Source organism: Methylomonas sp. Uni0009 (genome assembly GCF_054188105.3).
In genome coordinates this window covers 4670748-4684870 of the sequence record NZ_JBTAFN010000001.1, presented here as the reverse complement: position 1 = coordinate 4684870, position 14123 = coordinate 4670748, and the positions used below count along the sequence as shown (strand labels likewise).

11 protein-coding genes and 3 tRNA genes are annotated in these 14123 nt (G+C 50.9%); 13 read left to right on the top strand and 1 reads right to left on the bottom strand.

Annotated features, from left to right (window positions below; genetic code table 11):
- Positions 1 to 4: 4 nt before the first annotated feature.
- From ACWAU0_RS21560 to dnaE, 8 genes are all read left to right on the top strand, one after another.
- The gene (locus ACWAU0_RS21560; RefSeq protein WP_458137893.1) at positions 5 to 301 is read left to right on the top strand and encodes a c-type cytochrome; all 297 of its coding nucleotides are present in this window, start codon (positions 5 to 7) and stop codon (positions 299 to 301) included.
- Positions 301 to 1599 carry an FCSD flavin-binding domain-containing protein gene (locus ACWAU0_RS21555; RefSeq protein WP_458137892.1) on the top strand — a complete coding sequence of 433 codons (1299 nt, stop codon included), beginning with the start codon at positions 301 to 303 and terminating at the stop codon, positions 1597 to 1599. Before ACWAU0_RS21560 ends, ACWAU0_RS21555 begins: the two co-directional genes overlap by 1 nt.
- A gap of 203 nt (positions 1600 to 1802) precedes the next feature.
- Complete coding sequence (gene bamA / locus ACWAU0_RS21550; RefSeq protein ID WP_425257495.1) at positions 1803 to 4139, top strand: outer membrane protein assembly factor BamA; 2337 nt, start codon at positions 1803 to 1805, stop codon at positions 4137 to 4139.
- 83 nt (positions 4140 to 4222) lie between these two features.
- Entirely contained in the window at positions 4223 to 4723 is a 501-nt protein-coding gene (locus ACWAU0_RS21545; RefSeq protein ID WP_020485707.1) for an OmpH/Skp family outer membrane protein, read from the top strand.
- Positions 4724 to 4828: 105 nt separating this feature from the next.
- Complete coding sequence (gene fabZ / locus ACWAU0_RS21540) at positions 4829 to 5278, top strand: 3-hydroxyacyl-ACP dehydratase FabZ (protein ID WP_033155210.1); 450 nt, start codon at positions 4829 to 4831, stop codon at positions 5276 to 5278.
- Positions 5279 to 6049, top strand: coding sequence for an acyl-ACP--UDP-N-acetylglucosamine O-acyltransferase (gene lpxA / locus ACWAU0_RS21535; protein ID WP_033155209.1), 771 nt, complete (start codon positions 5279 to 5281; stop codon positions 6047 to 6049).
- On the top strand, positions 6024 to 6614 hold the full coding sequence (gene rnhB / locus ACWAU0_RS21530) for a ribonuclease HII (RefSeq protein WP_458137891.1): 591 nt from the start codon (positions 6024 to 6026) through the stop codon (positions 6612 to 6614). Before lpxA ends, rnhB begins: the two co-directional genes overlap by 26 nt.
- Positions 6615 to 6620: 6 nt before the next feature.
- A complete protein-coding gene (gene dnaE / locus ACWAU0_RS21525) occupies positions 6621 to 10109 on the top strand; it encodes a DNA polymerase III subunit alpha (protein WP_458137890.1) in 3489 nt (1162 codons plus the stop codon).
- A 188-nt stretch (positions 10110 to 10297) separates the two neighbouring features.
- Here dnaE and ACWAU0_RS21520 read toward each other — a convergent pair whose 3' ends face one another.
- Positions 10298 to 11482: an OmpA family protein gene (locus ACWAU0_RS21520; protein ID WP_033155207.1), complete on the bottom strand. Its 1185-nt coding sequence runs from the start codon at positions 11480 to 11482 to the stop codon at positions 10298 to 10300.
- A 168-nt stretch (positions 11483 to 11650) separates the two neighbouring features.
- Between ACWAU0_RS21520 and ACWAU0_RS21515 the strand changes: the two genes are divergently transcribed.
- The 5 genes from ACWAU0_RS21515 (at position 11651) to ACWAU0_RS21495 (ending at position 13862) form a co-directional block, all read left to right on the top strand.
- Complete coding sequence (locus ACWAU0_RS21515; protein ID WP_458137889.1) at positions 11651 to 12094, top strand: tetratricopeptide repeat protein; 444 nt, start codon at positions 11651 to 11653, stop codon at positions 12092 to 12094.
- Between the two features lie 6 nt (positions 12095 to 12100).
- Entirely contained in the window at positions 12101 to 13507 is a 1407-nt protein-coding gene (gene gltX / locus ACWAU0_RS21510) for a glutamate--tRNA ligase (protein ID WP_033155205.1), read from the top strand.
- 41 nt (positions 13508 to 13548) lie between these two features.
- Positions 13549 to 13624: transfer RNA gene (locus ACWAU0_RS21505), tRNA-Ala, on the top strand.
- A gap of 21 nt (positions 13625 to 13645) precedes the next feature.
- Positions 13646 to 13721, top strand: a tRNA-Glu gene (locus ACWAU0_RS21500).
- Between the two features lie 65 nt (positions 13722 to 13786).
- Positions 13787 to 13862: transfer RNA gene (locus ACWAU0_RS21495), tRNA-Glu, on the top strand.
- The last annotated feature ends 261 nt before the right edge of the window (positions 13863 to 14123 follow it).

The window sequence follows — 14123 nt, the reverse complement described above, 5'->3', positions numbered from 1 at the left end:
CGGCATGAAGCGCATGGGCTATGTTTCGGCGGCGTTGCTTGCCAGCGCATTGAGCTCGATGGCTTATGCTGAAATCGATGCGAGAGCAATCGCCTTTAATTGCCGTAATTGTCACAACGAGTCGAGCTTGGGTGCCCAAAGCTCAAGCCCTTCGCTAAAAAGTTTATCCGCTCAGCAGATCCAGCAGGCCTTGCTGGATTTTAAATACGACAAAAGGCCCGCCACATTGATGCCGCGTTTGGCTAAAGGTTACAGCGACACCGAGCTGGCGGCGGTTGCCGAGTATTTGAGTCGCCATTAATGACCGGATTATCCCGCAGACGTTTTTTACAAGGCCTTGCCGGAGTTGGGGCTGGTGTTCTTAGCGGTTGTGGCGGATTGTCGTTCTTTTGGGGTGCCAAAGCGCATGTCGTAGTGGTCGGTGGCGGCTTCGGTGGCGCGACTGCAGCGAAATATTTGCGTTTATTGAATGCGAATATTCAAGTCACGCTGATCGAACCCAAAGCCAAATATATCACTTGTCCTGGCAGTAATTGGTTGTTTGCCGGTTTGACGGGCCTCGACCAGTTGACGGTCGATTACCAGGCTTTGCAAGACAAATATGGAATCAAACTGTTAATTGATCGCGTCAGCAGTTTAGATGTTGGGCAACGGCGATTGCGATTGGCCGGCGGGCAGAGCGTGAGCTATGACAGGTTAATCATGTCGCCCGGTATAGATTTTCGTTGGGATACGATGGCTGGTTACGATCAGGCAGCCGCGGAGCAATTTCCGCACGCCTGGCAGGCCGGTTCGCAGACCTTAATTCTGGCGCGGCAACTGCAAGCGATGCCCGACGGTGGCGTAGTGTTGCTAGCGGTGCCTGCCGATCCTTATCGATGTCCGCCCGGCCCTTACGAGCGAGCCAGTATGATGGCGTATTGGCTGAAAAAGCATAAACCGCGTTCGAAAATACTCATCCTCGATGCTAAACGCAGCTTTTCCAAGCAGGCTCTATTCGAAGCCGGCTGGACCAAGCATTACGGTTACGGCACCGCCAATAGCCTGATCGAGTGGCATAGTTTGGCGGATAATCCTTTACTTGAACTGGATAAGCCGAATAGGGTGCTGACTAGCGAATTCGGCGACCGAATCAGAGGCGACGTGTTGAACATCATTCCGCCGCAAACGGCTGCGCACATCGCTTTGCAGCAGGGCTTGGCCGATAGCACCGGTTGGTGTCCGGTTCGGCCGCTGACCGGCCAATCGTTATTTGACGACTTTATCCATGTCATTGGCGACGCTGCGCATTATGCGCCTATCCCTAAATCTGCTTTTGCCGCTAATTCCGAAGCTAAAGCGTGTGCGTTGGCGGTGACGAGCTTGCTTAATCAGACCCCCGTCCCCGAAGCACATTGGCTGAATACCTGCTATAGCCTAATCGCGCCTGACCACGGTATCTCCGTGGCCGGTGTTTACAAACTGGATGCAGCCGATGCGATTGCTCCGGTGAAAGGCGCCGGTGGAGTAAGTGCGCGAGCCGATGCCCAAGTTGCCGCTGCGGAAGCGGATTACACGCGAGCCGTTTATCGGAACTTGATTGCTGATACGTTTGGTTAACTTGATGTTTTGATCAAAAATATTTTATTTCAATAGCTTGCATTGGATTTTTGTAATTTTTTTTGAATTGTTTTTCCTTGCAATTGAAACTGAATAAGAAAGCAATTTTTCGGCCAGTATTTACGAGTATTTACCATTGAAGGCGCGGGAATCCGAAAACAGCGTGTTACAATCGCGCCTGTTCATTTTCCATGGTTGACTGCGTGAAGAAAAACCCACTATTACAAATACTGTTGCTGAGTATGCTGTCCGGCAAGGCCGCTCATGCAAGCAGCTTTGTAGTTGAGGATATTCAGGTCAAGGGCTTACAAAGAATTTCCGCCGGTACCGTCTACAACTATTTGCCGGTTAATGTTGGCGAAACCTTTTCCGAAGACAAGCAAGCCGCGGCGATCAGGGCTTTATTCAATACCGGATTTTTCAAGGATATATCGCTGGAACGCGATGGCGGCACGCTGGTGGTGAATGTAGTCGAGCGGCCTTCGGTAGCGAAAGTGGTTATCGAAGGCAACAAAGACATTAAAAAGGAAGATTTGACCGAAGCCTTGAAAAAAATCGGCTTGGCGGAAGGCAAGGTTTACAACAAGCAAATCCTCGACAAGGTCGAACAAGAGCTACGCCGGCAATATTTCAGCCATGGTAAATACGGCCTGAAAATTAAAACCGAAGTTTCGGAATTGACGCGCAACCGGGTCGGCATTCATATCGATATTTCCGAGGGCCGGGTTGCCAAGATCAAGCAAATCAATATCGTCGGCAGCAAATCCTTTGCTAACGATGTCTTGCGGAAAGAGTTCGAATTAAGCACCACCAACTTCCTGTCTTTTTATTCCAAAGACGACCAATATTCCAAACAAAAGCTGTCTGCTGATTTGGAAAAGCTGCGTTCATTTTATCTGGATCGCGGTTATATCAATTTCTCCATTGAATCCACTCAGGTTGATATTACGGCCGATAAGAAGGAAATTTACATCACCATCAACGTCAAGGAAGGCGACGTGTACACCTTGGAAAAGGTCAAATTGTCCGGTGAATTGATCGTGCCGCCGGAAGAGTTGATCAAGTTGGTTAAGGTGGGTCCCGGCGAGATATTCTCCCGGAAGAACGCTACGGAAACGTCCAAATCCATTTCGGATCGCCTGGGTGACGAAGGCTATACCTTTGCCAACGTGAATATGGTGCCGGAGATTAACGAGCAGCAAAAAACCGTCGCGATGACCTTTTTTGTTGATCCGGGCAAGCGTGTGTATGTGCGGCGCATCAACGTCAAAGGTAACACCAAGACCCGTGACGAAGTGATTCGCCGGGAAGCCAGACAAATGGAGTCCAGTTGGGCGGCCAGCAGCAAGATTGAACGGACCAAGACCCGTCTGGATAGATTGGGTTATTTTGAGGAAGTGGGCGTGGAAACGCCGCCTGTGGTCGGTTCGGCCGATCAGATCGACGTCAATTACACGATCAAGGAGAAAGCCTCCGGTAACTTGCAGGCCGGTGTCGGTTATTCCCAGGTGCAAGGGATTATCTTTAACGCCAACGTGTCGCAAGACAATATCTTTGGTACCGGTAAACGGGTCGATTTCGCGTTCAACAACAGTAGTATTTTGACGCGCTACAACCTGGGCTTTTCAGATCCTTATTACACGCTGGATGGCGTGGCGATGGGCTACAACCTGGGTTACACCTCCCGAAATGCCTACGCGGCTAACTTGGCGGCTTACAATACAACCATTACAAACGCCGGTATCAACTTTGGTATCCCGTTGAACGAGTTCGACAGAATCGGTTTTGATATTGATCTAAAGCGCACCGAGATCGAAAACACCACCTTGTCTTCGGACACGATTCTAAAATTCCTAGGGTTTAAAAAGGGCGACGACATTTCTGCAATCCGGTCGAAAAGCTTCGATACGCTCTCAACTTCTGCGGGCTGGACTCACGATACTTTAGACAGAGCCACATTCGCACATAGCGGTGGTCAGCAAAGGCTTTCCGGATTGATTACCGTACCCGGTAGTGATTTGGAATATTTCAAAGTCGGCTATAAGCATCAGCATTATTTTCCCTTGTCCAACGACTTTACCTTCCGCTTGTTAGGTGAGGTGGCGCATGGCGGTAGCTACGGTGGTAGTTCCGGCTTGCCGTTTTTTGAAAACTATTTTGCCGGTGGTACCGGTGACGTTCGCGGTTTTATGCAAAATACCTTGGGTGTCATTGACCAAAACGAAATCAATACCGCCAATACCTACAATCGACCCATCGGGGGCTCCACCAAGCTGATTGGCAAGGCCGAGCTGTTTTTCCCTGTGCCGTTCTTAAGCGATATGAAATCGGTGAGGATTGGCTCGTTTGTTGATGCCGGCACGCTGGCCCCTGGACTTAATTCCGGCGATTTGCGCAAGTATTTTCGCTATTCGGTGGGCTTGTCGGGGGAATGGTTGTCTCCTTTTGGGGCCTTGGCAGTGAGTGTCGCCCAGCCCTTGAATTCGGAGAGTACCGATAGAACTCAAGCCTTCCAGTTCACCTTCGGCTCGGGATTTTAGTTTAGTTTGAGCCTGTTTTGCCCTATAATCGCCTTTGCGTTCTGTCTTAAACTCAAAAAAATTAACCGGAGATGGTTTTGACCATGAAAAATAGAATTTCTTTGTTTCTAATGCTGATGATTTTTGCTGGCGTGAGTCACGCAGAGCTGAAAATCGGTTTTGTCAATGTGGCCAAAGTTTTGGAAAAAGCACCACAAGCCGCCAAAGCAAAAACTCGCTTGGAAACTGAATTTTCACCAAGAGACAAAGCGCTGGTTTCTCAGCAAAAAGAGATTAAATCGCTGGAAGAAAAATTGGGCCGTGACACTGCGGTGATGGGCGAAGAAGAGCGTCATAGAATCGAAAAAGACATTCTGGACAAAAAACGCGATGCGGCTCGTGCACAACAAGAGTTCAGTGAAGATTTCAACATGCGTAGAAACGAAGAGTTGGGCAATCTGCAAAAACGCATTGTAGAAGCAGTAAGAGCGTTAGCCAAAGAAGAGTCTTTTGATCTGTTGCTGACCGACGGTGTTATTTACGCCAACGATCAAATTGATGTTACCAGCCGCGTTCAGCAAAAACTGGAAAACTTGTCGCAATAAGATTTTCCCCAATGCTTCCTGATTGAGGGAGCATGCAGCACTTAAGTTGGGGAGTTCCTAGTCTAAGCGAACTTCCCGCTTCCCCTCATTTCGCACAGAATACTCATGGCCGGCACACTCGATATTTTACAAATTCAGGAACTCTTGCCACATCGCTATCCTTTCTTGCTGGTAGACAGGGTGCTTGACTGCGAGCCGGGCGTGCGTTTGCTGGCTGTGAAAAACGTGACCTTTAACGAGCCGTTTTTTCAAGGCCACTTTCCGAGTCAACCTATTATGCCTGGGGTGTTGATCATGGAAGCCCTAGCGCAAGCTACTGCGCTACTGACGTCGCAAAGCAACGATCAATTGGGCAAAGGCACGATTTATTACTTGGCGGGCATCGATAACGCCCGCTTCAAAAAGCAAGTTGTTCCCGGTGACCAATTGCGCCTGGAAGTGACTTACATCAAACACAAGCGTCACCTCTGGTCCTTCGATTGCCGTGCGGAAGTAGATGGTGAACTGGCCGCCAGTGCGCAAATCATGTGTGCGGCTGTGGCAGCAGAGGCATAAATGATAGATCCCAGAGCGGTTGTGCATATCAATGCCGAATTGGCCGACGATGTTAAAGTCGGTCCGTTCTCGGTTATTGGCCCGGATGTGCAGATAGATTCAGGTACCGAGATTGGGCCGCATGTGGTGATTAAAGGTCCTACCGCCATCGGCAAGGATAATACGATCTACCAATTCACCTCGATAGGCGAAGACCCGCAAGATAAAAAGTACGCCGATGAAATCACCCGTCTGGAAATCGGCGACCGCAATGTAATACGCGAATTTTGTACGATGCACCGTGGCACGCAGCAAGATCGAGGATTGACGTTGATCGGCAGCGATAATTTGTTCATGGCTTACACCCACGTGGCGCACGATTGCGAAATTGGCGATCATGTGATCATGGCGAATGGCGCCTCGATTGCCGGGCATGTGCATTTGGGTGATCATGCTATTTTGGGCGGTTTTACCTTGGTGCATCAATTTACCAAAATCGGCGAATACAGTTTTTCGGCGATGGGTAGTGCAATCACTCAGGATATTCCGCCGTATGTGATGGTTGGTGGCAGGCCCACTCGGCCGCACGGCATCAATTCGGTGGGTATGGAGCGTAACGGCGTGCCGCCGGAAGTGATTCGGCAGATTCGCAAAGCCTATAAAATCCTCTATAAAAACAATCTGCGTCTGGAAGACGCCATCGAAGAAATGGAAGATATGGCCGGCGAAAGCAACGAACTTTCCAATATGGTCAGCTTTCTACGTAATGTCACACGCGGTATCCTCCGATAACCCCCCACGCATAGCCGGTATCGACGAAGTTGGCCGCGGCTGCATAGTCGGGCCGGTGGTTGCCGCTGCGGTGATTCTCGATCCACTCAGACCCATCGCGGGTTTAACAGATTCCAAAAAACTTACCGAAAAGAAACGCAAGCTGCTGGCCGAGCAAATCACGGCCAATGCCTTGTGCTGGGCCGTTGCTCGCGCCGAAGCCAGCGAAATCGACACTATCAACATCTTACAAGCGACGATGGTGGCGATGCAAAGAGCAGTGTCGCAATTGAACTATCGCCCGGATGCGGTCAAGGTGGACGGCAATCGACTGCCGGCACTGGATGTGCCTGGCGAAGCTATCGTACAAGGCGATTTGCTGGTTGCGGAAATTTCCGCCGCCTCGATCCTAGCCAAAGTCGCCCGCGATGAGGAAATGCAGACGCTGGATAGGCTGTATCCCGGTTATGCTTTTGCTATTCACAAAGGCTATCCTACCCAGCAGCATTTAGCGGCGTTACAACAACTTGGGATTTGCCCGCAGCATCGAAAATCGTTTGCTCCTGTTAAAAAGTATCTTGTTTAAACAGCCATGACGCCGAGTTTCGTTCATCTTCGTATTCATACTGAGTTCTCCCTGGTTGACGGTATCGTCAGAATCAAGCCCTTGGTAAAGAAACTGGCTGAGTATCAAATGCCGGCCGCGGCGATTACCGAACAAAGCAATTTGTTCTCGCTGGTTAAATTCTATAAAGCCGCACAAGGCGCCGGCATCAAACCCTTGATCGGCGCCGATGCGCTGATTTTCAATCCTGACGAGCCGGCCTCGCCGTTTCGCCTGACCATGTTGGCGCGCAATCAAAAAGGCTATGTGACGTTGACCGAGCTGATTTCCCGAGGCTACCAGGAAGGGCAGCACCAAGGGATACCGATGCTGCAAAAAGACTGGATTTCCGAGAATCATGAGGGTTTGATCGTGTTATCGGGAGCGATGGATGGTGACGTCGGTCAGGCTTTGTTGGCAGAAAATGCCGAGCAAGCTAAACGTTGTGCCGAATATTGGCGGGATTTGTTCGAAGACAGTTTTTACCTGGAATTGCAGCGGCTTGGTAAAGCGGACGAAGAGCGTTACATCAAATTAGCGGCGGATTTGGCTACCGAACTGGATTTGCCGGTCGTCGCCACCAACGACGTGCGTTTTATCAGTAAAAACGATTTCGATGCGCATGAAGTGAGGGTCTGTATCCATCAGGGCCGGGTGCTGGACGACAGCCGCCGGCCGAAAAATTACACAGCTCAGCAATACCTGCGTACTGCCGAGGAAATGGCCGAATTGTTTGCCGATATTCCGGAGGCATTGGCCAATAGCGTGGAAATTGCTAAACGCTGTAATGTCGAGCTGACTCTGGGCGAAAATTATTTGCCCGATTTTCCGGTCCCCGAAGGTATGACGCTGGACGACTATTTCAAGCACGCCTCGCGTCAAGGGCTTGAAGAGCGTTTAATCCAGTATCCGCCGATTGGCAAGGGCAGCTTCGCGGAGAACCGTAAAGTCTATGACGATAGATTGGAAGTAGAGCTGAACGTGATCACCCAGATGGGTTTTCCCGGCTATTTCATGATTGTTGCCGACTTTATCCAGTGGGCCAAGAACAATGCGATACCGGTAGGGCCGGGGCGGGGATCGGGTGCCGGTTCCTTGGTGGCGTATGCGTTGAAGATTACCGATCTCGATCCCATCGAATTCGATTTGCTGTTCGAACGGTTTTTGAACCCGGAGAGGGTGTCGATGCCCGACTTTGATATCGACTTTTGCATGGAGCGCCGCGACGAGGTGATCGATTACGTCGCTCGTCATTATGGCCGCGATCATGTATCGCAGATTATTACTTACGGTTCGATGGCCGCTAAGGCCGTGATTCGCGACGTGGGCAGGGTGATGGGTCATGCGTATGGCTTTGTGGATAGGCTGGCCAAATTGATTCCATTTGAAATTGGCATGACGCTGGATAAGGCCTTGCAAGACAGCGCTGAATTGAAGGCGTTATACGAAACCGAGGAAGAAGTTAAATCCTTGATCGATATGGCGCGTTCCCTTGAAGGGATTTCCCGAAATGCCGGCAAGCATGCCGGCGGCGTGGTGATTTCGCCGACCAAGCTGACCGATTTCAGCCCGTTGTATTGCGAGCAGGGCGGCGGCAATCTGGTCACGCAGTTTGATAAGGACGATGTCGAAGCGGTTGGCTTAGTTAAATTCGACTTCCTGGGTTTACGGACCTTGACGATCATTGATTGGGCGCTGCAAACCATTAATCGCCAACGCGCGCAGCGCGGTGAAGAGCCGGTGGACATAAGCCAGATTCCGCGCGATGACCTGCCCAGCTATGAATTATTAAAAAACGCCCAGACCACGGCCGTGTTTCAGCTCGAGTCGCGGGGCATGAAGGAGTTGATCAAAAAGCTGAAACCGGATTGCTTCGACGACATCATCGCGCTGGTGGCTTTATTCCGGCCCGGACCGCTGGAATCGGGGATGGTGGACGACTACATCAACGTCAAACATGGTGCCAAGGCCGAATATGCTCATCCCTTGCTGGAGCCGATTCTAAAACCTACCAATGGCGTTATTCTGTATCAGGAGCAGGTGATGCAGATTGCCCGGGAATTGGCCAGCTATACCCTGGGCGGTGCCGATATGCTGCGGCGGGCGATGGGTAAGAAGAAACCGGAGGAAATGGCCAAGGAGCGGGAAAAATTCATGTCGGGCGCGGTAGCGAACCAAATCGATGCGTCGATAGCCACCTATGTTTTCGACCTGATGGAAAAATTCGCCGGCTACGGTTTCAATAAATCGCATTCGGCTGCTTACGCCTTGGTGGCCTATCAAACGGCTTGGTTGAAGGCGCATTTTCCGGCTGCGTTCATGGCGGCGGTGATGTCGTCGGATATGGATAACACTGACAAAGTGGTGGTGTTGATCGATGAATGCCGGGAGATGAAGCTGGAGATTTGCCCGCCGGACATTAATGTTTCCGACTTTCGTTTCACGGTAAACGACCAGGGGCAGATTGTTTACGGTATAGGCGCGATCAAGGGTGTTGGCGAAAATGCAATTGAAGATTTATTAAAGGAACGGGCTGCCAACGGCGCGTTTGCGGGCTTGTACGATCTGTGCAAGCGTGTCGATTTGCGCAAGGTCAATCGCCGGGTTTTGGAAGCATTGATCAGAGCCGGAGCGCTGGATACCATCGATCCTAATCGTGCGGCGCATCTCGCTGAATTGACTACCGCCTTGCGAGTGGCCGAACAACACGGAAAAATGGCGTTGGCCGGTCAAAACGATCTATTCGGTTTGGCGGTACAAGTGGAAGTCAGCGACGGTGAAGCGGAAGCTTATTCCACCGTGGTCGAGCCGTGGACCGAAAAAGAAAAGCTGGAAGCGGAAAAGCAGACTTTGGGTCTGTTTCTGACCGGCCATCCCATCGCCGAATATCTGCCGGAATTAAAACATATCACCCACGGCTCGTTAGCCAGTCTGGAAGTCGATGCCGGCCGCTCCAGAGGTAAAATGGAAGCGCGTGTTGCCGGCCTGATCGTGGAAATGCGTACCCGGCAAACCAAGCAAGGCAAGATGATGGGCTTCGCAACGCTGGACGACCGTACCGGCCGGCTGGAAGTGGCGGCCTTCAGCAATATATACGACAAATACCGCAACCTGCTCAGCAAAGACACGATCCTGATTGCCGAAGGCTCATTGGCAATGGACGACTTTACCAACAGTCTGAGGATGACTGCCGAGAAGCTTTACAGCATGGAAGAAGCGCGGGAATTATATGCCCGCGGCATTACATTAACGATAGATCTGGCCAATAGCGGCCTGCCGTCCGGTTGGCTGGCAAGCCTACAGGCCACGCTGACGCCATTCTGCGGCGGTCAATGTCCAATCCAAATCGAGTACCGCACTGGCACCGACAAAGCGACCCTGCAATTGGGCGACGACTGGCGCGTGCGCCCGAGCGATGAACTCCTGATCCGCCTGCGGCGCTTGCTGTCTAGCGAAACGGTGCTGGTCAGATATTGAACTGGCGTTTGACGCATTGTATTTCTGGGAGCGGGGATAGGCGGGGTTCGGCTAAATGCACACATCGAGTGTGTATTGAGTTTACGGACCGCAACAAGCGCGAACGATGCTGAGCCCATTTGATTGATCTGGACATAAAAAAGGGAGGCCTGGGCCTCCCTGGTTTCGTTAAGCTGGAAGCTTATCGTTTAGCGGTCGGTACGTTTGTATTCGACACGGCGGTTGTAGGCACGGCCCTCGTCAGTTTCATTGGTATCGACGGGTTTGGACTCGCCGAAGCCAACCGCTGTCAGGCGTTTGCCTTCCACGCCTTGTTTTATCAGCTCGGCTTTAACTGCATTGGCTCTGCGCTCGGAAAGCTTTTGGTTGTAAGCATCTTTACCGTAACTATCGGTGTGGCCCTGAATCTCTATGGTCAAACCAGGGTTCATTTTCATGACTTCCACGGCGTTTTGGATCAGCGGGCCGTATTTGGCTTTGACGTCGGATTTGTCGAAATCGAACAGTAGGCCGCGGAACGCCCAGCAACCGTCTTTATCGACGATAGCGCCTTTAGGGGTGTCAGGGCATTTATCGGCACAGTTGCTTACGCCGTCTTTGTCGTCGTCTTGGGTTGAGCAATCGGCCACTTTGGGTGTGCCTGCTTTCAAGAAGACGTTTTTAACGAAATCACTCATGCCTTTGGCGCTGGTGATCGCTTCGGCAGTAGTCGAGAATCCGCAACCCGATGCATTGGCTAGGTCTTGCAGCACCGCTTGTCCGGCCACATCTTGGTCATTACCGACCCAGACTGTGTAAATGCATAGCTTGTCTCCGTACTGGGATTTAAGCGCTTCGGCAGTCGGTAGGGGCGAGACTTCCTCGATACCGTCGCTTAAAACGATTAAGGCGATATTGCCGGGAGCAGAGGTGATGTCTTTGCCGGACTCGCTTAGCGCCGTGGCCAGTGGGGTGCCGCCGCTAGAGCATTGTAGAGAGGTAATTGCAGTTTCGAAACCGGCCTGAGTGTAATTTTGCACGGCTTGGTTGAGATAAGTTGAGCCCCAAGACAGGCATGGGCCAAAACCGAAGCTGCGCAAACCGGATGTCAGCGGCATAACCGGAATGGATTTGTTAAACTTGTTGAGCAGATTTTTTTCGACATCCAGCTTGGTGCCGCTGTAATCCGCAGAATTTACATAGGTACGGCTCATGGATGAAGACGAATCATTAATCACGAAAAAACTGTTGGTTTTTTGTACCAGTTTTCCGGATTTAACCAGCGCGTTAAGGTCTTCAGGCTGGAAAGCCTGGAAATTATTGCTCGACTGCGTCGCGCAACCGGAAAGCAGCGCTCCGGCCAGAGTGGCCGTGAATAAAAGGTTTCTTTTCATGTATTGATTCTCCAGGTTATTGTTCTGCATCGACAAGGCCTAGCGTACCGCCTTGGTGTCTTAAGTCTAACATCAATCCCTTATTTTTAAATAGTGCGTTCATCTTAGCCGGGCGCCGTGAAATAATGCCGGTTTGTTTTTAATCCTTAGGCTTCCTTGGAGAATGTAATGGGCAAGATTTTATTTTTCTGTGCGATGTTTTTACTTGCCAGTGCGGTAAAGGCTGACAGCGTGAAAGAAATGGCTGAGCAGGGGAATGCGCAGGCTCAAGCCAAGTTGGCATCGCTGTATTTACTGGGCCGAGAGGGTTTCGAGAAGGAAGAGCGCAAGGCCGCGGAGTGGATGGAAAAGGCGGCGAATCAAGGTTTGCTCGATGCTCAGGTGGTCATGGGTGCGATGTATGATCGAGGCATGGGCGTGAATAGCGACAGAGATAAGGCTACCGATTGGTACGAAAAAGCTGCCAAACAAGGACATGCCACCTCGCTGGCGATTCTGGGCAGAAACGATGCAGCGAAAGGCAGCGTGCAATTTAATTACCAGGCGATGCGTTTAAACGCCTCTCGCTCCATTCCCGGCGAATATGCCAAGAAATTTTTAACAACTAAATAATTGACGATGAGTATTAGAACCCGCTTTGCCCCCAGTCCCACCGGTTATTTACATGTTGGCGGTGCCAGAACCGCTCTGTTTTCGTGGTTGTATGCGCGCAAACACGGTGGCAAATTTATTTTGCGAATCGAGGACACCGATCTTGAACGTTCCAGCCAGGAGTCGGTGAATGCAATTCTGGAAGGCATGACTTGGTTAGGCTTGGAATATGACGAGGGTCCGTTCTATCAGACGCATCGTTTTGATCGATACAAAGAGGTCATTCAGCAATTGCTGGCACAGGGAGATGCCTATTATTGCTACTGCAGTCGCGAAGAGTTGGAAGCTTTGCGCGAGCAGCAAATGGCCAACAAGGAAAAGCCGCGTTACAACGGCAAGTGCCGGCATGGCGTTGACAATCCGCAAGGCGAGCGGGTGGTGCGCTTTAAGAACCCGGAGCAGGGCGAAGTGATTATCGACGATTTAGTAAAAGGTCGTATCGTCGTTGCTAACAAGGAACTGGATGACCTGATCATTGCCCGTTCCGACGGCACCCCGACCTATAACCTGACGGTAGTAGTCGACGATATGGATATGGGAGTTACTCATGTAATACGGGGTGACGATCATGTTAACAATACGCCCAGGCAGATTAATATTCTGAAAGCCTTGGGCGCGCAATTGCCTGTGTATGCGCATGTGCCGATGATTTTAGGTTCCGACGGTGCAAGATTGTCCAAACGCCACGGCGCGGTCAGCGTGATGCAATATCGTAATGACGGATATTTACCCGAAGCTTTGTTGAACTATCTGGTGCGGTTGGGTTGGTCGCACGGTGATCAGGAATTGTTTTCCTTGGAAGAAATGGTGGCGTTGTTCGAGTTGGAAAAAGTTAACGTTTCCGCGTCCACGTTCAATACCGAGAAGCTGGTGTGGTTGAATCATCAGTACATTATGAATAGCGATCCGGCGCACGTCGCTCGGCACTTGGCTTGGCATATGGGGGAGCGCGGTATCGATCCGACTACCGGCCCGGCGCTGGCGGATGTGGTTAAAGCGCAGCGCGAGCGATGCAAAACTCTGGTGGATATGGCTGCCGAGAGCGAATACTTTTACAAGGAATTCGATGCTTACGAAGAAAAAGCCGCCAAGAAGAATTTCAAAGCGGGCGTGGATGATGTATTGCAACACTTACTGGTGCAATTTTGCTCTATCGGCGAATGGGAAGCTTCAGGCCTTCATCAAGTGGTATTGGACAGCGCGGAGCAGTTGCAACTTAATCTGGGTAAGGTTGCGCAGCCCTTGCGCGTTGCGGTTTGTGGCAGCGGCGTATCGCCGGCTATTGATCTGACTTTGGCTCTATTAGGCAGAGAGAAAACCTTGCACAGAATAGAGCGAGCGATCAGATACATAAAGAATGTAGAAAATTCCTAGACAAAGCTCTGAAAATCCGTATAATACGAGAACTCAACTACGGGGCCATAGCTCAGCTGGGAGAGCGCTTGCATGGCATGCAAGAGGTCAGGAGTTCGATCCTCCTTGGCTCCACCAAAGTAGTTGATTTAGTCCTGAGTCCCCATCGTCTAGTGGCCTAGGACACCGCCCTTTCACGGCGGTAACCGGGGTTCGAACCCCCGTGGGGACGCCAACTTGGCTAAAGTCGGTTAAACCGGCACTTCTTGTTGAAGAAGTCATTCTGAAAAAATAGTCTTAGTCCCCATCGTCTAGTGGCCTAGGACACCGCCCTTTCACGGCGGTAACCGGGGTTCGAACCCCCGTGGGGACGCCATCAATTCTTAAATTTATAGCTCTTGCGCAGCGGAAATAATGCTGTGCAAAGTTTGCTATATCGTCTGTTTTAATTCAGTATTTTAAGTCCAATCACTATTTCTGTGGTGATGTGGCGACTAGCGTCTCCTATGCTGATCGCTTTACTGGGGCGGTTTGATCTCGCGAAGCATAAGAGTAAACCTAAATCGCTTATTTAAGTTTACTCTTGCGGCGATGAGAAAGATCTAGTGTCGTAGATCCATATTGAACTTACGTATTT